The organism is candidate division WOR-1 bacterium RIFOXYB2_FULL_36_35, from assembly GCA_001771505.1.
In the GTDB taxonomy this organism is placed as follows: domain Bacteria; phylum Margulisbacteria; class WOR-1; order XYC2-FULL-46-14; family XYC2-FULL-37-10; genus XYB2-FULL-36-35.
In genome coordinates, this window is record MEUA01000057.1 from 17244 (window position 1) to 38394 (window position 21151).

The 21151-nt window shown below is 37.5% G+C and carries 20 protein-coding genes, 1 tRNA gene and 1 pseudogene; 9 read left to right on the forward strand and 13 right to left on the reverse strand.

The features are described from left to right. Nucleotides 1-107 precede the first annotated feature (107 nt). A complete protein-coding gene (locus tag A2290_02580; protein OGC13371.1) occupies nt 108-1187 on the reverse strand; it encodes a type IV pili twitching motility protein PilT in 1080 nt (359 codons plus the stop codon). A gap of 25 nt (nt 1188-1212) precedes the next feature. On the opposite strand from A2290_02580, the gene A2290_02585 reads away from it, so the two are divergent. The 4 genes from A2290_02585 to A2290_02600 all read left to right on the forward strand — a co-directional run bounded on the left by A2290_02585 (nt 1213) and on the right by A2290_02600 (nt 2753). Then, nucleotides 1213-1989 carry a hypothetical protein gene (locus tag A2290_02585; protein OGC13372.1) on the forward strand — a complete coding sequence of 259 codons (777 nt, stop codon included), beginning with the start codon at nt 1213-1215 and terminating at the stop codon, nt 1987-1989. Between the two features lie 54 nt (nt 1990-2043). After that, a complete protein-coding gene (locus A2290_02590; GenBank protein ID OGC13373.1) occupies nt 2044-2274 on the forward strand; it encodes a hypothetical protein in 231 nt (76 codons plus the stop codon). Next, the gene (locus tag A2290_02595) at nt 2265-2660 is read left to right on the forward strand and encodes an RNA-binding protein S1 (GenBank protein ID OGC13374.1); all 396 of its coding nucleotides are present in this window, start codon (nt 2265-2267) and stop codon (nt 2658-2660) included. The genes A2290_02590 and A2290_02595 overlap by 10 nt, the downstream gene beginning before the upstream one ends. Before the next feature lie 6 nt (nt 2661-2666). After that, nucleotides 2667-2753: transfer RNA gene (locus A2290_02600), tRNA-Leu, on the forward strand. 10 nt (nt 2754-2763) lie between these two features. Here the strand turns inward: A2290_02600 and A2290_02605 are convergent. The 5 genes from A2290_02605 to A2290_02625 all read right to left on the reverse strand — a co-directional run bounded on the left by A2290_02605 (nt 2764) and on the right by A2290_02625 (nt 7817). After that, a complete protein-coding gene (locus A2290_02605) occupies nt 2764-3981 on the reverse strand; it encodes a hypothetical protein (GenBank protein ID OGC13375.1) in 1218 nt (405 codons plus the stop codon). A 9-nt stretch (nt 3982-3990) separates the two neighbouring features. Beyond that, the gene (locus tag A2290_02610; GenBank protein OGC13376.1) at nt 3991-4314 is read right to left on the reverse strand and encodes a hypothetical protein; all 324 of its coding nucleotides are present in this window, start codon (nt 4312-4314) and stop codon (nt 3991-3993) included. A 343-nt stretch (nt 4315-4657) separates the two neighbouring features. After that, nucleotides 4658-5518, reverse strand: a complete 861-nt coding sequence (locus tag A2290_02615; protein ID OGC13377.1) for a glutamate formimidoyltransferase — start codon at nt 5516-5518, stop codon at nt 4658-4660. A 51-nt stretch (nt 5519-5569) separates the two neighbouring features. After that, nucleotides 5570-7378 carry a cell division protein FtsH gene (locus tag A2290_02620; GenBank protein OGC13378.1) on the reverse strand — a complete coding sequence of 603 codons (1809 nt, stop codon included), beginning with the start codon at nt 7376-7378 and terminating at the stop codon, nt 5570-5572. Continuing rightward, a complete protein-coding gene (locus tag A2290_02625; GenBank protein OGC13379.1) occupies nt 7368-7817 on the reverse strand; it encodes a hypothetical protein in 450 nt (149 codons plus the stop codon). Before A2290_02625 ends, A2290_02620 begins: the two co-directional genes overlap by 11 nt. 88 nt (nt 7818-7905) lie before the next feature. On the opposite strand from A2290_02625, the gene A2290_02630 reads away from it, so the two are divergent. Then, nucleotides 7906-8592, forward strand: coding sequence for a hypothetical protein (locus A2290_02630; protein OGC13380.1), 687 nt, complete (start codon nt 7906-7908; stop codon nt 8590-8592). After that, nucleotides 8567-8884 carry a hypothetical protein gene (locus A2290_02635; GenBank protein ID OGC13381.1) on the forward strand — a complete coding sequence of 106 codons (318 nt, stop codon included), beginning with the start codon at nt 8567-8569 and terminating at the stop codon, nt 8882-8884. The genes A2290_02630 and A2290_02635 overlap by 26 nt, the downstream gene beginning before the upstream one ends. A gap of 26 nt (nt 8885-8910) precedes the next feature. Here A2290_02635 and A2290_02640 read toward each other — a convergent pair whose 3' ends face one another. Further along, entirely contained in the window at nt 8911-11934 is a 3024-nt protein-coding gene (locus A2290_02640) for a transcription-repair coupling factor (GenBank protein OGC13382.1), read from the reverse strand. Between the two features lie 83 nt (nt 11935-12017). On the opposite strand from A2290_02640, the gene A2290_02645 reads away from it, so the two are divergent. Continuing rightward, a complete protein-coding gene (locus A2290_02645) occupies nt 12018-12365 on the forward strand; it encodes a hypothetical protein (GenBank protein ID OGC13383.1) in 348 nt (115 codons plus the stop codon). An 18-nt stretch (nt 12366-12383) separates the two neighbouring features. Here A2290_02645 and A2290_02650 read toward each other — a convergent pair whose 3' ends face one another. The 6 genes from A2290_02650 to A2290_02675 all read right to left on the reverse strand — a co-directional run bounded on the left by A2290_02650 (nt 12384) and on the right by A2290_02675 (nt 18921). Further along, the gene (locus A2290_02650; GenBank protein OGC13384.1) at nt 12384-13448 is read right to left on the reverse strand and encodes a hypothetical protein; all 1065 of its coding nucleotides are present in this window, start codon (nt 13446-13448) and stop codon (nt 12384-12386) included. Beyond that, nucleotides 13429-14727: a hypothetical protein gene (locus tag A2290_02655; GenBank protein OGC13385.1), complete on the reverse strand. Its 1299-nt coding sequence runs from the start codon at nt 14725-14727 to the stop codon at nt 13429-13431. Before A2290_02655 ends, A2290_02650 begins: the two co-directional genes overlap by 20 nt. 93 nt (nt 14728-14820) lie before the next feature. Continuing rightward, nucleotides 14821-15411 (reverse strand): hypothetical protein, encoded by a 591-nt coding sequence (locus A2290_02660; GenBank protein OGC13386.1) that lies wholly within the window; start codon nt 15409-15411, stop codon nt 14821-14823. 74 nt (nt 15412-15485) lie between these two features. Continuing rightward, nucleotides 15486-15908: a hypothetical protein gene (locus A2290_02665; protein OGC13387.1), complete on the reverse strand. Its 423-nt coding sequence runs from the start codon at nt 15906-15908 to the stop codon at nt 15486-15488. A gap of 40 nt (nt 15909-15948) precedes the next feature. Next, entirely contained in the window at nt 15949-16848 is a 900-nt protein-coding gene (locus A2290_02670; GenBank protein OGC13388.1) for a hypothetical protein, read from the reverse strand. Nucleotides 16849-16950: 102 nt separating this feature from the next. Beyond that, nucleotides 16951-18921 (reverse strand): hypothetical protein, encoded by a 1971-nt coding sequence (locus tag A2290_02675; protein ID OGC13389.1) that lies wholly within the window; start codon nt 18919-18921, stop codon nt 16951-16953. A 41-nt stretch (nt 18922-18962) separates the two neighbouring features. Here A2290_02675 and A2290_02680 point away from each other — a divergent pair, with 41 nt between their 5' ends. Next, entirely contained in the window at nt 18963-20204 is a 1242-nt protein-coding gene (locus A2290_02680) for a hypothetical protein (GenBank protein ID OGC13390.1), read from the forward strand. A gap of 58 nt (nt 20205-20262) precedes the next feature. Further along, a pseudogene (locus A2290_02685) lies at nt 20263-21151 on the forward strand (hypothetical protein).

A 21151-nucleotide genomic window follows, 5' to 3' on the forward strand; every position in this document is an offset into this window, starting at 1 on the left:
CAGGAGGAGATCTAAAATTAACCCCTATCATTCACGGTAAAATCAAAATGCTTGAAATTCTTTCTAGCATGAATCCCGATTGTCATAATCGGGGCAAAGAATCGGGGTTAAAGTCTTCCTGTTCCTTTCATTCTTTTTTCAAGCTCTTCCATGCTGTGAGCATGATTCATTGCCTCTTCATAAGATATAAGTCCTCCAGAATAAAGGGTTGAAAGAGCAACATCAAGCCCTATCATCCCCTGCTTTGAGCTTGTCTCCAACACAGAATAAATATCCTGGGTTGTCGCTTTGCGGATTATATTCCTCACCGCTGCATTAGCAATTAAAATCTCTATCGCAGGAACAACCCCCGAGCCATCTTTTTTTGGCAAAAGCTGCTGAGCAATAATTCCCTGAAGAACTAAAGACAGCTGAAGCCTAACTTGCGCCTGCTGATGAGGAGGGAAGACATCAATCATTCTGTCAATACTTTGCGCGGCATCCGGAGTATGAAGAGTAGATACAACTAAATGCCCAGTCTCGGCAGCTGTAAGCGCGGCCCTAATCGTCTCCAAATCCCTCATTTCACCAATTAGGATAACATCAGGATCCTGTCTTAAAACAACCTTCAAGGCTCCTTCAAAAGAGTTAGTATCCGCGCCAACCTCCCGCTGTTCAACAACGGCTTTTTTGTTAAAATGCATATATTCTATCGGATCTTCGACTGTAATAATATGGCAAGCCTTTGTACTATTTATAATATCTATCATGCTGGCTTGAGTTGTACTCTTCCCAGATCCTGTAGGCCCTGTAACCAAAACCAACCCTCTTGGAAGCTTGCAAAAATTGGAGACAACCTCCGGAATTCGTAATTCTTTAAGCGACGGTATTTTAACGGAAATCCTACGGATAGAAACTCCAACATTCCCTCTCTCAAAATGAAGGTTAATACGAAATCTTGAATTATCCAGTTGATAAGCACAATCAAGTTCTTTGTCCGATTCAAATCTTGTGATTTGTTTATCCTTTAACATTTGATACGCGAGAGTTTTTATACTTTGGGAAGTTAAGACAGGATAATCTGTTTTCGTTAAACTCTGGTGTATTCGCATGACAGGCGGCATGTTTACAACAAGCAAAAGGTCGGAAGCCTCCTTTTGGGTCATAAGTTTAAGCAATTCTTCGATTTTTAAGTTTGACTCAGCCATGGTGGTAATATATAATTTCCATACCATGCTTGTCAACTATTTTATAGTTTTTGTTTTTGGCGCAATTATTGGAAGTTTCCTCAATGTCTGTATTTATCGTTTGCCTAGAGGAAAAAGCATCGTATGGCCACCTTCATACTGCCCGCATTGCGAAAAAAAAATCCCCTGGCTTGAAAATTTTCCGATAATAAGCTATTTTTTGCTGAGAGGGAAATGCGGTCGCTGTGATGAAAAAATTTCTGTAAGATACCCTATTGTTGAAGTATTAACCGGTTTGTTGTTTCTTTCAGTCCCAGTTATTCTGGGCTTTGGAGTTTGGAGCTTGGAATTTTATTTTTCCGCAGCATTTATCTCCTTCTTAATATTAAACTTCTTCTCTGACCTTGAAACCGAATTAATACCTGATTCTCCCATCTATATAATCATATTCATTGGCCTGTTTTACAGCTTTACAAAAGGAGGGATCATATCATCGCTAGTAGGAATTATATTAGGGTTCTTTATTCTTTACTCGATAGGATTGTTGGGGAAACTTTTTTACAAAAAAGATGTTTTAGGAGATGGGGATGTAAAATTAGCAACGGCTTTTGGAGCCTTTTTAGGGTGGCAGGGATTGCTTGTCTCCCTTTTGCTTGGTTACATTATTGGCGGCACAATATCACTTTTTTTAGTTTTAACAAAAACAAAAACATTAAAAGATTATATCCCATTCGCCCCTTCATTAACATTGGGAGCGCTTATAACTTTGTACTATGGCTCACATATTATTAATTTTTATGTTGCCAATTTTTTGTTAAATTGATAAAATTAACTAATTAAAAGCATGAAGTTTAATCTATGGGTAGTTCTACTAAGTTTGTTTTTACTTTATTTGCTTTTTGTTATTAGAGAAGACTTGATGCAAAATAAATCTCTTGCAAACGAAAAATTGTGGCTTATCTCTAAATCAGCTTTTTTAACAGGGGAAAACGTTGAATTAGTAAAAAAGCTTGAAAACATAAAGCATAAAAATGTTATTGAAAAAATTGCAAGGGAAAAATTAAATCTTGTAAAAAAAAAGGAGATTGCGTTTAAAATATGCCAATAGAAATAGGAAGTGAGATCGAAGGTAAAGTGACTGGAATTACAAAATATGGAGCATTTATCGAGTTAAGTCCCGGGTGTGTAGGGCTAGTACATATAAGTCAAATTTCTGACACATATGTCTCCAATATTAACGAACACTTAAAAATCGGGGATGTTGTAAAAGTAAAAGTAATGGGGCTTGTAAAAGAAGGAAAATATGATCTTTCAATAAAAATGGTCGGGAAAAATGTCGTTGCTAGAAAATATCCTAAAAAAGATAAAGATAAACCTCCCCCAGGCTCTTTTGAAGATAAAATAACAAGGTTTTTAAAAGACAGTGAAGAACGATTACTGGATTTAAAACGTAATATTGAAGGCAAACAAGGGGTAGCAAAAAAGCGTCGATAGATATTAGCCGCGGTGGTGGAATTGGTAGACACGAGGGACTTAAAATCCCTTGGCCTTAATACGGCTGTGCCGGTTCGATTCCGGCTCGCGGCAAGCTTTTATACTAAATCTTTGTATCCAAAACACGAGGCTGAATTCCCAACATTTGTGAGGTTTTTAAGCGATTGTTTGAATTTTTTTCTAAAAGCAACTTAATAAAACCTGTTTCAAACTCTGAATAAACTTCCTCAAGAGGCAGGGAGTGAACATCAGACGAACTTATTAAAATATTCAAAGGCAAATTTTCAGGCTTTATTACTGAGTTTTGGCAAATAAGAACAAGCCTATCTAAAACAACTCTCAACTCTTCTATATTGCCAGGCCAGGAATAAGAAGTTAAAATATCTCTTGCCTCTGGTGAAATCTTTCTTACAAAACTAACATGTTCCCTTAAAGCCTTATCAAAAAAATAATCAAATATCACTGAAATATCAGCAGCCCTGGCCCTTAAAGGTGGGATATGAATAATATTTTTCAAAAGTCTATCTTTCAAACTTTTCTCGATATCAAGCTCTTGCTGATTTACAGAACTGCCACATATTAGCCTGGAGGGGATTTTAACGATTTTATTCTGAAGCGCTCTAGGCAAATATTCTATATTATCTATAAATATCGTTCCCGCTTCTTCTGTAATTCCCGGTTCTCTTCTAATGTCGGCAACTGTATTGCCACCTACTAAACCAAAAAGCTCTTTTTCTATTAAACTTTGAGGCTTTCTTTCCACCTCAAAAACAATAAAAGGCTTTGTCTCTTTTGATTGCTGATGAATATAATGAGCAACCCATTCTTTTTCTACCCCAGGCTCTCCTGAAATTAATATCCAATCATCAGAAAGGGTCATCTCTTCTATTTTTTCAATTCCCTTAATAAAAGGAGGAAGACAATCATATTTTGACCCTTCAGCAAAAGCAGATAACATACCCTTACGAATAAGAAGATCTTTGGTTAGTCCTAGTATAAAATCAACATCAAAAGGTTTAACAACATAATTAAACGCGCCTAATTTTATAGCCTCAGACGCACGCTGAACATCATTCACAGCTGTTACCATAACAACCTGCGTTTGAGGGGATAGCTCTTTTAAACGTTTAAGAGTCTCTATCCCGTCCATCCCAGGCATACGAATATCAAGATATGCGACATCAACAGAATGATCGGCTATTTGCTTGATGGCCCCTTCACCAGAAGCAGCCTGAAGTAAATGATACTTATCACTAAAAATAAGCTTAAAAGACTCACGAATAGAAGTCTCATCGTCAACAACAAGTATTGTTGATTCCATACTCATCTACTACCTTGCAAATCTATCAATAATAAGTAAAGATTGTTTTCTAAGAACATTATCAGACATTATACCATTAACTATTGTCAGAATCATCTTATCTACCCCTTTTGATTTAACAAAAGAAGGCCCAAACTCCGCAGCCAAAGCCATTCTAACTATTTTGATTACGGCATTATCAACCGTATCACTTCTCTTTATTTCATTTTTAAGCCCTGCTTCAAAAAACTCAATTTTACCAATTTCCTTCTCTTCAAGCTCTTTTTTATCCGAAAGAAATGGAAGTATCTCTCTTTTTTGAATCCACTCATGCTCTTGCAGATTTGTATCCATAATCATCCACCTCCAAAATATAATCGTACTAAATACTTAGCAATTATCATGCCACAAAAAATATACCAAAACCATCAAGCGAAAGTTATCTTAGCACATATATTTATGCAAAACAAGCAACATAAAATGTGCATTCCTCTCTTTTTTCCACCAAATCCTATCCACATTTTTTTCGCATATAAATAGCAAAAATTTCACCCCGATTGCAAAAACTGTCATTACGCAACAAGCCCAATTTCTGGTTTTACCGTGAATAATCGGGGTTCATATGACTTACTATGAACAACGGAATGATCAAGAAAAAATGTTAGAGGAGAGGGTCTTGGACTTTTTTATCATTGCTTCAAATTATCAATTTATCGGAAAAATTATACAGCTTAAGAGCCTTTTCCATATTCAAAAAACAAGCTTCTTTTGGTATCATTCCGACAAGTTCAGATTCTATAATAGTTACTTTATATTCATAAGCCCATTTTTCAATCCATTCAAAGACCCTTTTCAAAGAGGTTTCTCTGTGATCAACCAAATTTACAGATACTTGAGTCCTCTCCTTACTTTCAAGCGACAACCCTAAGGCCCTAACCCCCTTTAATCCACCGCTCTTTTCTCTAATATTTTTTGCTATTGACTGGGCTATAGTTAAATCTTCTGTGTCTAAATTAACATTAAAAGCTATCAAAAAACTGCGTGCCCCTACAGCCGTGGCTCCGGCTGTAACATGCAACCCTTTCCCTTCATCGGGTTGCCTATGAGGCAAAGCAACCTCTCTTTGCAGCTCAATAAATCCCCCTTTCCTAACATAAGGCAAATCCCTTCTTTCCAAAATTTTAGCCGCATAGCCATAATAATAAACAGGAAGATTTAATTCCTTCCAAAGTTTTTTACCTAAAAGCCTGGCTGCTTTTATCGCGTCTTCCATAGTAGCGTCTTTATACGGAACAAAAGGGATAACATCAACTACTCCAATATAAGGATGAACTCCAACGTGGTCTCGGATATCCAGAAGCTGCATAGCCATTTCTGTCATATCAAAAGCGGCTTTAACAACATCATTTAAACCGCCAAAAAAAGTTATAACTGACCTATTATGATCAGGATCGACGTGAATATTTTTCACATCCACAGTTTTTATTGCAGAGATAATTTGTCTTAAAAGTTCTTCATCCCGCCCCTCTGATAAATTGGGAACACATTCTAACAACATATACTACCCCCAGGTTAACCCCGATTATTAACCCCTATTAGGAAATCGGGGTTAATTTACAGGCGGTAAAGAGAGCTCTTTTAAAACATTTTCCAAGGTTTCTCCTTCAAGTGTCTCTTTTTCTATTAAAACTTTTGCAATATTATCAACATGGTCGCGGTTATAAGTTAAAATCTCTTTAGTGCTTTTATAACATTCATTTATAATTGTTTCAACTTCATGATCTATTTCATCCGCAGTCGTCTCTCCATAATCCTTCATCTCGGCAATATCCCGCCCCAAAAATATTTGATGATCTTTTCGTCCAAAAGTCCTTGGCCCAAGGTTGCTCATTCCGAATTCGCAAACCATTTTTTTTGCAAGATCAGTGGCACGTTCCAAATCATTATGCGCGCCTGATGTCACCTCATTAAAAATAATCTCTTCCGCAACACGCCCTCCCAACAATACCTTTATTTCATCCAATACTTGACTTTTAGATATAAGATATTTATCTTCAATGGGAAGAGCAAGGGTATATCCAAGCGCCATACCCCTTGGAAGAATTGAAATTTTATGAACAGGATCAGCATGCGGCAATACTTTCGACATAAGGGCATGTCCAACTTCATGATGAGCTATAATATTCTTTTCTTTATCAGAAATTGCACGGCTCTTTTTTTCAGGCCCGGCCATAACCCTATCAATTGCTTCCTCAACTTCTATCATTGTAATTTGCGTCTTTTCAGAACGGGCCGCAAGAATCGCCCCTTCATTTAATATGTTTTCAAGATCCGCGCCCGTAAATCCGGGAGTCCTTCTTGCTACAACATTTAGATCGACATCATTTGCCAATGGTTTCCCTCTAGCATGAATTTTTAGTATCGCAACCCTCCCATTAAGGTCGGGTTTATCCAAAATCACCCTTCTATCAAAACGCCCAGGACGCAAAAGGGCAGGATCTAAAATATCGGGTCTGTTTGTAGCCGCAATAACTATCACATTCGTTTTTGGATCAAAGCCATCCATTTCAACCAAAAGCTGATTTAATGTCTGTTCCCTCTCATCATGCCCTCCACCCAATCCAGCCCCCCTATGTCGGCCCACAGCATCTATTTCATCCATAAATATAATAGAAGGTGTAACCTTTTTTGCCTGCTTAAAAACCGCTCTAACGCGAGAAGCTCCAACACCAACAAACATTTCCACAAAATCAGAACCAGAAATAGTCAAAAACGGAACACCTGCTTCACCAGCAATAGCGCGGGCAAGAAGAGTCTTTCCTGTTCCAGGAGCGCCAACAAGTAATAGTCCCTTTGGCATCTTGGCGCCAAGTTTTTGATATTTTTGCGGATTCTTTAAAAAATCAACAATCTCTTTCAGCTCATCTTTAGCCTCATCAACTCCGGCAACATCGGCAAATGTGACATCCGCTTTTTTTTCAAGAGATTTCGCTGGGGACCGTCCAAACGACATTGCCTGATTATTGGCAGATTGAGCCTGCCGCAAAAGAAGCCACCATAAAAAAGCAAAAAAGAGAAGAGGAAGAAGTATTTGCGCGAGCAGTCCAAAGAGCCAATTATTTTCCATTGGAGGTTCAACTTTTATATCTACATTTTTCTCTCTCAAGCTTGAAATCAAGTTAGGATAGTTGACAGCCCGGGTTTTAAATTCTTTTTTATCTTTTAATATCCCTGAAATATCTTCTCCTGATATTTTTATAGACTTTATTTCATTTTTATCAACACGGTTTAAAAAATCAGAGAAACTTAATTCTTCAGCCTTCTGTGGCACAGGAAAAACCGGAAATAAAATCATTAATATAAGAATCCCTATCAATGTCCAAAATATAAAACTCGACCAATTAAATTTATCTTTCATTTTGATTAATCTCCTCCCATAGTTTTTTCATATTTCTCGCACCCAGTTTCATAAGGTCTATCCCTTTTTTATTTGCATATTTTTCTATTTTTTTTATCTTTTCCCATCTTTTATAAATTTCAGATATTTTTTTAGTCTTAAGATCTCCAAAAACATGCGGATGGCGGCGAATCATTTTGGCGCGGATAACCTCAATAATATCTTTTATAGTAAATGTCCCTTTTTCTTTTGCCATTTCAGCGTGCATAACAATATGCAAAAGCTGATCTCCAAGTTCTTCACAAAGTTTTTTAGGGTCGCCGCTATCTATAGCCTCTATTGCTTCATTCGTCTCTTCAAGCATATAAGGCTTCAGCGTCTTGTGTGTCTGCTTTTTATCCCATGGGCATTTTTTGCGTAAAATCGAAACAACCTTTACTAAAGCATCAAATTCTTTCATTCTGATATTATATCATTTAACTCCGATTATTCACCCCATGCAAGTTTTTTGGTTTATACTCCGATAAAATCTACGGGAAGAGAAAACTATGGCAATTAGAAAAACCAATATAACGACTTGGGTAGCAAAACAACGCGCTATAAGCTCTGCAGACAACGGTTTAATTCCACGCGCGCAAGACAGTTTTTATAGAAGCCTCGGATCACAATGCCTCGCAAGACTTTCAGGTATGGTTTTCTCATTGACAGACATTAAAAACAAGCAAAAAGTTTCTGTCAAAGCAGAACAACTCCCACAGTTTTTAGCAAGTTTAAAATTTGACCCTTATCAATTAACAGGCTGTTTATACAGGCTCCTGCAATTAACAAGACAACTAACCCCAGAAGAAGATAACGCGATACATCTAACAACAGATAAATTATATCAAATGGCAAAAGACCCTTTACTGGAGGCAGACATCTCTACATTGGAAAGAAAAGTTGCCTCTTCAAAAAACTGGGCTCTTCTTGATCAGAAGCCGGCCATAGCTTCTCTTCCCCCAGAAGCCCCAGAATTAAGACACAATCCAGGATTCCCTGTTCAAGAGCAAATTGCAGCTACACTCCCGCAGCCTCAAGACTCACAAAAAAGATTGGAGGTCATAGATTTGCCAAGATTTTTACTCAACTGCGGAGTAGCCTGCGAAATACCCCCTTCACTAGTAATTGACGGATGGAAAGAACGGTCTCTCTTGAAAGGAGATGGTAAAAATGAAAAGCCAGTTAGAAAAGCTTGAAGACGAATTAAAAAAGGTGTGGAAAAAATACAGCGGATCAAACCCTATAAAGGGAGCGCATACGGAGATAGAAATCAATCCTAGAGTTTTTATCGGAGATGAGCTAAACGCCCAAATAGCAGAAGTTTTGGCCTCTGTATACCTTTCAAAGACGACAATTGAAGATGTTGAAGAGGGGAACGTAGAGATAAGGGATGAAGCCATCGTCTTGAAAGACAAAAAAACAAAAAAACCGATAGCCATAATAAGAAGCCAAAGAGCTATAAGAGCGATGAAAGACAGGTTTGATTAAAAATTAACCCCGATTATTCCCCCCGATTAGGAAATCGGGGTTGATTTCAATCTCGCGACAATCTCTCCTAGTCGATCTTTACCCTCAATTTTAAACCGTTTTTGTCTCCCATCTATCCACTCAACAACAATCCTCTTATCCCCCCTAATCGAAACAATCCCCATCTTACCGGCGCTTAGCTTTAAAAAGACAAAATCAAAAAGCTTCAAAACTTCCTGAGGGATTTTTCCAAAACGGTCTTTTATCTCATCCTTAAAATCTTTCAATTCATCCAAGCAGGATAAAAGGTTTAAACGACGATAAATAGCTATCCTCTGCTGTTCATCTTCAATATATTTTCCCGGGATATACCCCTCTTTTTCCACATCGATGACAACCTGTCTTGGAGTCGGCTCTTTTATCCCCTTTATCTCTTTAACAGCTTCATCCAAAAGCTCACAATAAAGATCAAACCCCACCGAGAGCATATGCCCATGCTGCTGTGCCCCCAAAAGATTTCCGGATCCCCTTATCTCCAAATCACGCAGAGCAAGCCTATAACCCGATCCTAACGATATAAATTCCTGGATGGCTTTTAACCTGGCCAAGGAATTTTCTGCTATAATATCTTTAGGGTCATATAAAAGATATGCATATCCCCTAACTTCCGAGCGTCCCACTCTCCCCCTTAATTGATAAAGTTGCGCAAGCCCCAACTTATGGGCATTATCAATTAAAATAGTATTTGCATTTGGTATATCCAATCCCGATTCTATAATCGCGGTGCACAATAAAATATCACATCTTTGATCAAGAAATTTTTCCATAACCTTCTCGAGGTCAATCTCTCTCATTCTCCCATGCGCAACTACAAGTTTAGCTTCAGGAACAAGTCTTTTTATTTTTGCCGCGATATTATCTATCGTCTCTATCCTGTTGTGGACAAAAAATATCTGTCCCCCTCTATCTAATTCTCTAAGAATAGCCTCTCGAACCAACGCTTCATCAAAAGGGGAAACATATGTCCTTATGGGAGATCTGTCGGCGGGGGGAGTTTGAATTAAACTTAAATCCCTTGTCCCAGCAAGCGACATATAGAGAGTTCTGGGGATGGGGGTCGCGGTCATTGATAATATATCGATATTCTTTTTTATTTTTTTAAGTTTTTCCTTATGTGAAACACCAAAACGATGTTCTTCGTCAACAACCAACAAGCCTATATCTTTAAAATGAACATCTTTTTGAAGGAGCCTGTGGGTCCCGACAATAATATTTATTTCGCCACTTTTTAATTGCTCAATAACCTTTTTTTGCTCATCTTTGCTTTTAAACCTTGAAAGCATCTCAACCTTTAGAGGAAAAACAGAGAGCCGCTCTTTCAAGTAATGGTAATGTTGATCCGCCAGAATCGTTGTAGGAACAAGGAGGGCCACCTGCTTATTTGCTTGCGCTACCTTAACAATCGCCCTTATTGCAACCTCTGTCTTGCCATACCCCACATCCCCGCACAAAAGCCTCTCCATCGGCTTATCAGATTCCAAGTCGTTTTTTATGTCCGAGATCGCTTTCAACTGATCGGGGGTCTCTTCATATGGAAAAGAATCTTTAAGTTCGCTCTGCCATAGGTCATCCTGAGAGTATGGAATTTTATTTATTTCTTTCCTCTCTGAATACAAAGCCAAAAGTTCTTTTGTCAAATCACGAACAGATTTTTTTACTTTAGATTTTATCGCCTTCCATGCCACCCCTCCCATTCTGGAAAGCTTAGGGCGATATCCCTCTTCAGAAATATATTTTTCAACCCGACCCATAGAATGGGGCGGAACATAAAGCCTGTCGTTTTCCGCAAACTCAAGAAGGATGAATTCTCCCTCCTCAATTTTATGGAGCCCCTTATAAATCGCAACACCGTAGTCTTCATGCACGACATAATCTCCAATATTAAAATCGGCACGAATATCGGGGCCTACCCCTTCAACCAATTTTGTCTCTGTTTTCGCCCTCGCACTTTTCACTCCAAAAAGCTCTTTATCGGACAAAACCTCACAATCACCAAATTTAAACCCCGATCGGATCCGTCCTTTCACAATTTTTAAAGATGGGCTAAAGCGGGAAGGATGTTCAGTTACAATTAAAACATCTCTTTTTTCTTCCAGCACAGATATTTTGTTTGTATAATCCGAAGAAGAATAGAACAGAGGTTCTTCTTGCGTCTCAAAAAACCCCGAGAAATAAAAAAGATTAAATTTTTTTGCCTCTTTTAAAAGCTCAATAAAAGGAACAATATCTTTTAAAACATCAGGAGAAAGACTTATATCTTTTATCAGCTGATCCGAAGCTCCTTTAAGGATATTTTTTTCATCAATAATTAAGGTTGTCTCCTTTGGCAAAGCGTAAAGCAGGGAGACATCTCTCTCTTCATTGTTTTTAAATATTTTAATGTTTTCAATTTTTTCTTTTGATCTTTGCGTTACGGGATCAAAGGGACGGATAGATTCTATTTCATCCCCCAAAAATTCCAGTCTGAAAGGATAATCAGAATTTGAAGGAAAGATATCGATTATCCCCCCTCTCACGGAAAACTCTCCGTGCTCTCCGACAACCGGCAATCTCTCATAGTCATATTCAATCAACCTGCTTATAAGTTTATCAAGCCTTATATCTTTCTCCCCCCTTAAAAGCTCAATCCACTGATCCCTTGTCCCTGAAGTTTTATACATAGCAGACCTTAAGGGGATAACAAGAACCCCTTTATCTTCGGCCAAAAAATCGGCAAAAACTCTAAGCCTCTTGCCGGTAATCTCTTTTGAAACTTTTTCTCCATAAAAAAGGGCGTCTGGAGCAGGCAAAATACTAACTGTCAGTGTTGGATAAAAAACAGAAATCTCTTCTTTTATCCATTGCGCTTCAGAAGAAGAGGTTGTAATTATGGCTACCTTTTTAAGTTTTTCCGCGAGAGAAGATACAACCAATGATTTTGAAGAGCCTATAAGCCCTGAAAAGTTTTTTTCACGCAAACTTTCATTGTAAACATCAGTATCTTTTAATTTTTTTAAAATTTGATGAAGCATCTGTTATAATTCTATCAAATTATTGAAATTTTGCCTGCCAATTAAGCGATAACCCTGAAAAGTTCAAAGGGAGGGAATAATTTATGCAATCATTCTTTCGTGTTTTTGAAGGGATAACAACAAGGAGCGACAGATGGCTGGGGATAGACATCAACAACAGGAGGATATCTTTTTATTTAAACGGCTCAACAGTTAGGATAAACTCTATATTTCGAAATTGCAGAGTAGATAGAATAATAAACGATACGGCCTATATCCCGCTTGTAAGGATGTGGGGAGGAAAATACTTTGAGGGAAGAATAAACGGGGATGAAGTAAAAAGCTTGAAAACAGGACAATACGTAGATGTGCAGGTTGCGGAACTAAAGACAGAAAGAGGCTTTTTAAAAAATAAGCCTTTGGTCCTTTTAAAAGTGTTGAACCCCGATTAGGAAATCGGGTGAAATCAATTATTTCTTGGCGTTTACAGCTTCAATCCTGTGAAAGCAATTCAAGTTATTATAAGGGGATCCGGAACTGTTAAAAGCCATGTCTTTGCAGCCGGCCTGGCAAATCTCTCCAAAATTACATTTTTTGCAGTAGCCTTTTAAATCCTCTTTTTTAAAATATCTGTTAATTTTAAATTTCTTAGGATCGTTCCATAACACCGATAATGGCGTTTCAAGAACATTCCCTTCCTTAAATTTATCATCATAAAGAGAGAGGCACCCTCGCACATCTCCATCACTTTGAATCCCCAACGCCGTCATGCCTGACGGACATCCATTCCAAGGTTTCTTTGCTCTTTGCAGAAGAGGGATACGACAAGAATAATAACCCATGTCATGAGCCCCAACTATAAGAAACTCTTTTGAAGCATATCGTTTTTGAATTTCAGCCAAACAGAGCCCGGCAAAATAAAACTCTAAAGGAGTCAACAAATCTTTTCTGGTCATTCTTGTCCCATGACAACTGGCAACCTGTATTTGCCAATTTGCTTTTTTCGCAACAACTATTTCAGCAATATTAAACAGATCATAAATGTTGTAACGAGTAAGCGTTGTAATGAAAGAAGCCGAAATCCCTTCTTTCGACAACTTATCTGTCAATTCCATTAACTGATTAAAAGATCCTTTTGTCCCTCTTATATAATCATGAGTTTCAGAGGCGCTTCCATCAAGGCTAACCCCCAAACGCCTCAATTTTAATTCTTTGAGTTGTTTTATAACGTTATCATCAACCAGCAATCCATTAGTAATAATAACTAACCTCATCCCCAAAGAACGTATTTTTTTGGCAATCTGAAACCAATCCCTTCTTACAAAAACCTCCCCTCCAATCAAAGAGACCTCTTTTGTCCCAATATCATTTAAATCTTCACACACCTTCAAAGCTTCTTCTGTTGTCAATTCTTTTGAACGTTTTGGGCCGGCGGAGGCTCCGCAATGGATACAGCGCATATTGCACCCTCGTGTTATCTCCCAAACACAACAATCAGGAACATACATTTGATCCCTAAATTTTGGATTCGTCATAAATAACCGGCTTATTATAGCCCCTCCATCTATTTTTTCGCAGCACAGCGTTTAATTCTTTTAATAAATCTTCTTTTAGATAAGGGGAACAACCCATTAAAGATTTAGAATAAAAATCTATAGCTCCCAACAAATTTCCATTTAATATACAAAGTCTTGCCATATTCCAGCAGGCAAAAATATTTTTAGGATTAAACTTTAAAGCTTCATCAAATAAATTCTTCGCCTCTTTATTCTTTTTTTGTATAAAAGCTTTTGCCCCTTGCGCAGAGAGGCTGGCAGCTATATAAAAAATATGGCTCAAATCAAACATAGATATAACCTTTAAGTAAGGGAGCTTATTTACACTACGAAAACAAAAAATCCCTTTTGACAGTTTATTTAAAGGGATTTTTTGCAAACTCTTTAAGTAAGACTTCGCGGATTCACAAGCATATAAATAATTTTCAACATTATCACTTATATAATTAGAAGAACCTACAAAAAAGCTATAAAGCTGAAGGATAAAATTATTCTTTATCAGATAAGGGATAACTATTTTAAGTTTTTTGACCGAATCTGTTGGAAACAATTTAAAAGAATTAAAAACATCAAAAACAATTCTTCCAATATGCGGGCTTAAAATAATAGAATCATATAAAAGCTCAAAAACAGATTCTTTGGAATAAACATCGATTTGAAGAATTTTATCGATTAAATTTTCTAATTCTATTTTAACCGGATGAACATTTTGAGGGTCGATAATCTTCCCCGCAACAAAAGTTCTTCTTAACGCTGATACAACAGAATATTTTTGATCATATTTTTCAGGCTTTTTACATTCCACCCTAAAAGAAACTCGATCTTTGCCACATTCAAACTGACTGATTTTTATATCTGCAAATCCTGCTTTTGCAAGTTCCTTGCGTAATATCTCTTTTGAAAAACAGAATTTATGCTGATATCCTTCATATTCCATCCCGAATATCCAGTTTAACAAGGCTGCTTTTTTACCAGAAGAAGCTTCTGAATAGGCCTTAATATTATCATCAAAAGAAGGGGTTGTAAGAGACAAATGACCATTGGGAGTAAGAACTCTAAACCATTCACTTAATGCGAATTTAGCTCCGACATAACCAATATGTTCCAAAAGCTGTTCCGCAATAATTGAATCCACAGAATCTTCTTTATAAGGCAACTCCCAGCATTTTAAATTTTTATCTGCAATTGTCTTATCAAAAAAATCTATGTTAACATAATCCGGCAGATATTTTTTGCCGCAACCGATATTTAATTTCATTTAATTTATCCAAAAAATTCTATCATCAACAAAACAAAAACACCAGCCTTTCTCCAAACAAGACTCGGCCGGTGTTTTGTTTGTTATATTTATTTAGATAACAGCATATCGCATCCCTTCACTACCATAGAAATCCCCTTGATACCAAGCCCCTGCCGGCTTATTAGAACTGATCACGTCAGGTTGCGATGCCACATCATTCACCGAAGATAAAAGCATAAACACATTGCTCTTCATCGTAAATTTAGCAGTAACCCCCTGGTTTAACATTATGCTCGCTATTGTGCCAAAGTCATATTTCCCTTTTTTTTGGACTTCTTCAACAGCTTTCAAAACTTCTCCAGAGGTAAATTTTTGCTGAAGCGCGCTATCCGAAATCAAAGCTTTTAAAAAGTCTTCTGTAAACTCCACGTTGTTATTCAAAGAGATATCCGCAATTGAGCCTGCAAGTGGATATGAAAATTTATATTCAGATTGCAAAGACTGAATTACAAACGCATGCATCTCAGCTTCAGCCCCACCTCTAAAAGATTTAGGAATACCAAAAAATTTGCCAATGCGGCTGGTTTCACCACGGGAAAAACCTCTTACATTAACATCCTCCTTCCCACCTCGAAATGTTTCCTTCTGTACCGGCACTTGTGTATTAAATTTTTCAACAAGTCCTCTCATCAAAAATCCCATTCAAATCACCTCCTTGTTTGTTTATTTATTCGCCTTTCAACCCTCTTATCTATCGTTCACCCATAGCTTAAATTTCATTCTTCTGTCAGAACAAAAACATTATCTTTCATGGTAAACTTTTGATATAAGTCTTTGTTCTTTTCTATTTTTGTAATCGCCAAAAATTCGTAAAATTTCTTCTTATGCGTATCTTCCACGGCAGCCTTGACCTCTCCTGACAAAAACCTCTCTTGAAGTTTGGATTCCTCTGCCAGATATTTTAAAAACCCTTCTGTAAAATCGACATTTAGCATTGCAACTTCGGCCACTTTCATAGCCAAATCAGAATTAAACCCATAGCCCTTCCTCAAATCCGCAACAATAAACTCTTTCATTATAATCTGAGGGTCACGAAGCACTCTTAAATGCTTAGCTGATTTCCCTTTTAAAGGGACAGATATATCTTCAGGCCAGTTTTTTTTCGCGAACTCAAGTATCCGTTTCATTACAAGCTTCATATATTAATAACCTATTTACCCCGATTATCATCATCGGGTTTTATAAATCATCGCCAACTCGAAATCCAGTAGAATTGTCTCGAATATTTTTCGATATACCGTGCCGATGACTGCATTTGAAATAATCCAAGTTATGAATCCAGTATGCGCCGCCGCGACAGGAAATAGACTCTCCTTCTGTGGCAAATATCGGATCACGAGGCATTGAAAAGTCAATTCTTTCATAAAATGAACGCGTCCATTCCCACACGTTTCCCGCCAAATCCCTCACCCCTTCCACACTCTTCCCCATCTCTACACCATTTCTATTAATAGGCCTCGTGTGAGAATCTTTAAACACAATCCAATCATCTACAAACAAAGTTCCCCAAGGGAAGAAACTTCCCATAGGGCCGGCGGCAGCCCGCTCCCATTCAAGCTCCGTTAAAAGACGCTTCCCAGTCCATTTGGCAAATTCCTGCGCATCATAAAAAGAGACCCCTACAACGGGTAAATAATGACCAACAACTCTTCTCGTCTCATCTTCAGCTTCAAAACCAAAGAGTCTATCATCCCAAAATGCAGGCAGCTGATATCCGGTACTATCACAAAACACCTTATATTGAGCATTTGTAATTAGATCCCTGCTAACTCTAAAACCGTTCACCCTTACTCCTTCTACATTCTGAAATATAAATTCTCCGCCTGGAATATTTATCATATTTAAATCTATTCTCGGCCTGCAGAATCTCAATAAAATAGAAGGTATCCCTCCACTTTGAATAGCCTGAGAAATACGGCTTTTCACCACTGGAAACCCAAATGACTTAAGGGCATCTACTAGCTCGTCAGTAAGTTCTCCTCCATTTTGAACAGAAACAACTTTATTATAGAGCTCGTCAACATCTCCCCTCTCAACAACAACACTCAAATTAAATGATATAATTTTTTTGCTGAACATTGTTTAAGGTTTCCCTCCAATAGTTTATTATCATTAAGAAACTGGTGAAATTTCACTCCGATTTCCTAGTCGGGGTGAATAATCGGGGTTTATTATGGTCAGTTAAAAAAGGCTAAGAGTAAAATCTCCATGCTTTAATATGTTTGAAAATAGGCTAAACGTGGCATAAATAATTTTACCTTTGCCAAACTTCTTCTCTATTAAAGCAGGATGCCCGTCGTCATATTTTTTTAAAACTACACAACTTTTCTCGTTAATCTTTAAAAGATCCCTGAAACCAAATACAGGGGAACCTTCAACTTTCATCTCTTTGCCAATAATTTCTGTATAAAGATGTTCAGACTCCAAAAGCTCCTCCAAAAGAGGAGTTTCATATAAATGGCCGTCTTCGTCTTTTAAGCCAAAACGGGATTCAGAAATCAATGTTCCTCCCGATTCCACAAATTTTTTAAGGTTGGCGAACTGGTTGCTGCTTAATAAATAAGGATTAGTCAGCAATAAAATGGCGCAATTAATCTCCCCTCTTTCCAATTCCGTATCAAAAATAAAAGAGGGTTGTATCTTTTTGCCATAAGCCAAACGGTAAGCGCCTACAATCGAATTGTTCCCATAAAACAACCCCAAATCACCCCGCCCGGAAAACCAGTCATTAGGAGCCGGCCTCTGCCATCCCTCTTCCTGAAAAGTCTGAACATCAGACTGACGAGAATAATAGATGGCAAGTTTTGTTGGTACGGTTCGCGAATCATCCCAACCTTGGGCAATAATCTCTTTTATTGCGTAATATCTTTCCGTGGGGCTTCCATCGGGCTTTAAAATTCCAAAACCTCCTGTCTCCGACCCAAACAGAGGGGGCCGAAAGTTATGAAATAAAATCATCTCTGCCCCATGATCTGCCAATAAATCGACCCACTCTTTAATCTCTTCGCCTTTAACCCAGTCACCGTTTCCCCACCTAACATTCGGGCCCCCTTGAAGCTCAGAAACTATAAACGATGATCCTGTAGCATGACAAACACCTTTCCAATAATCCGCGATCTGGGCAAGAGACTCTAAAGAATTTTGTGTCCCTTTAGGATAAATATCCCATCCGAAAAAATCCATATCTTCCGCTAATACTCTGTGATCAACAATTCTATTAACAATACTTGTAAAGCTGTTAGTCCCAATTTTTCTATTCTTATCATACTTTCTGACAATTTTTTTTATCTCTTTAAGCCATGCGGAAATATTTTCAGACTTAAACCTGAACCAGTCAAGATAGATATGAGGGTTTCCCGCATCCCACATACCGACTCTTGGGGGCGTTATTTCGTCAAAAGAAGAAAAAGTCCCTGCCCAAAATTTTGTCCCCCATCTTTCATTTAATTTTGAAAGCAATTGATATTTATTTTTAGCCCATTTAATAAAAGCTTTTTTCGTCGATTCACAATGACAAAAATCTTTATTATCAGTTAAATCAAGAGGAGGATAATTAGGCTCATTATCAAGCTGCCACATATAAACTGCGGGATGATCTTTATATCTTTGCGCCATTTTATGAACAAGCGCTTTTGCATATTTTTTAAATGTTTCGTTATCGCGGCAGGCATTGGGACGGGGACCATATGCAGGATGAATATATCCTGTATTTGCAACATGAAGAATTTCGGGATGCTTTTTAACCAGCCACTGAGGAGCCTGAGCAACAGGAATCCCAAGTAATACTTTCAAATTATGATTTTGGCAAATTTTTAAAGCCTCATCAAGCCCGCTAAAATCCCATTTATCTTCTTTAGGCTGAACAAAATCCCAGGCCATTTCAGCAAACCTGACAATTTCAAAACCCATCTCTTTTATTTTAGAAAACTCTTTATCCCAAATATCTTTTGGCCACTGATCAGGATAATAAGTTACTCCAAATTGCATGAGGATATTATAAAGGTATAAAAACAAGGGCGCAAGAGGAGGAAATAAGAGCAGGAAATAAAAACATTGAACCCCGATTATTATAATCGGAGTGAAATTTATTAATTTACATTCCGAAAAGAAAGAGAGATGGATCCCCGCTTTCGCGGGGATGACAAATTGCAAAGATTGCTATTATGCAACAAACCCATAGGAGGAAAAACAAAATGCAAAGAATATCTAGAGATTTAGGACGAACTGATGGAGGTCGTCTTGTTTCCCCTTTTGCACAATTCCACCCTCATACATCACAGGTATTAGAGGACTTAGCAAATCAGCCATGGATTAGAAACACTATCTCAAAACAAGATCTGGCTAAAATCGCAAACGGAGAAGGAGTGCCATCGGTTCATTTTAAAAACATAATATGTGAGCAGATGAATATACTTCCTATTACAAAAGCATTAGCACAAGAAATCGTGGCGTTAGTTGAACTGACAAATGTAGTACTTAATATAATAGAATACGCGGACTTTGAAAAAGCTTTTAATGTCAGAGATCCCTTCAATTTTGATTCAGAAGATTTAAGGGACTTCATATCAGCAATGGACGAATCTATTAGCAAAAATGTAAATGATCCTTTAAGGGTAAGGTTCGATTCATTTGTAGGGAAAATACATATAACATCTCTCAATGAAATATCGGCCGCCGTTCAGGTGGCAAGATTATTAAGTGATAATTTAGTAGGTGGAATACCTCATGAAGGAGCTACTTTAAATCTTTTAACAGATTTAAAGGCCATACTGACTTTGCCTGAAGCAAGTGGACTAAGAACTGCTCACGAAACACTAGATAAAAGTCAAATGGACCGTTTGCAAAAAGATTTAAAAGATATTTTAGAGTATTTATCTACTGCAAGCGCAATGAGCAACAAACAAATCGCAAGGGCTTTTTTAGAACTATTTTCTCTCGCAGGTAAAATACTAAAAGGGGAAAAAGGGGCAGAATATAGATCCCTTATGGGATACTATATAGGCTATATGGTTCAAAGAGCTCCGGTAAATGATCCTGAGTTTGCAATGGAATACTTGGCTGCTATCACTAAAATCTCTCGTGACCATCAATCCTCTATATTGCACGAAGGGAGACGAAGGTTTTGTTTAGAAGATAGAGAAGTCGCACACTATATCTTAACATTAATGAAACCAATGAAAGCACACCATCCCGGAAGCCATCTAAGCCCAGCTGACCCTATAGTTGCTATTTTAGGCTCGAAAATTGATTTCACCGACAAAACCCTTAGGGAAGGTTTTTTAGCATATATTGAACCTTTAAATGAAGGGACAAGATTCAAGATATGGAGGAAAATGCTTGACAATGATAGTTTGCCAGAAGATTTAAAGGATCAAATCATAAGAGAAGTGAAAGCAACAGACGCTTACGCGGTTATAAAAAGGCTCGAAAGATAAAAACAGAGTTTAACTTCGATATCATAATCGGGGGTAATTTAATAGGAGGAAAAACAAAATGCAAGTACTATCTAGGAAATTAAAACTAACTGATGGAGGTTACCCTTTTGCGCAATTCAACTCTTACACATCACAGGTATTAGATACCTTAGCGAGCCAGCCATGGTTTTTTGGTTATATCTCAAAACAAGATCTGGCCAGAATCGCAAACGGAGAAGGGGTCGCATCAGATAGGTTTAAAAGAATAATATGTGAGCATATGAATATATGGCCTATTACAGCAAAGTTAGTAGATATAAATAAAATTGATTCTGCTGAATACAAGAGAAAATCCTTAGTCGAATTGACAGGTGTAATGCTTAATATAATAGAATACGCTGACTTCGAAAAAACTTTTAATGCCGGAAACTACAGTTGCAATCATCTTGAATCTGTAAAAGACTTCATATCAGTAATGGACGAATCTATTAGCAAAAATGTAAATGATCCTTTAAGGGTAAGGTTCAATTCATTTGTAGGGAAAATACATCTAACATCTCTCAATGAAATATCGGCCGCCGTTCAGATAGCAAGGTTATTAAATGATACTTTAGTAGGTGGGATACCTCATGAAGGAGCTACTTTAAATCTTTTAACAGATTTAAGGGCCTTACTGACTTCTTTTGAAGCAGGGGGACTAAGCGAAACATCAGAGAGAATGCAAAGGGACCAATTTCAAGAAGATTTAAAAAATATTTTAGGATATTTATCTACTGCAAGCGCAATGAGCAACAAACAAATCGCAAGGGCTTTTTTAGAACTATTTTCTCTCGCAGGTAAAATACTAAAAGGGGCAGAACATAAGTCTCTTATTGAATACGACATAGCTTATCTGGTGGATAGAGCTCCAGTAAACGAGCCTGATTTTGCGATGGAATACTTGGCTGCCATTGAAAGAATCTCTCCTG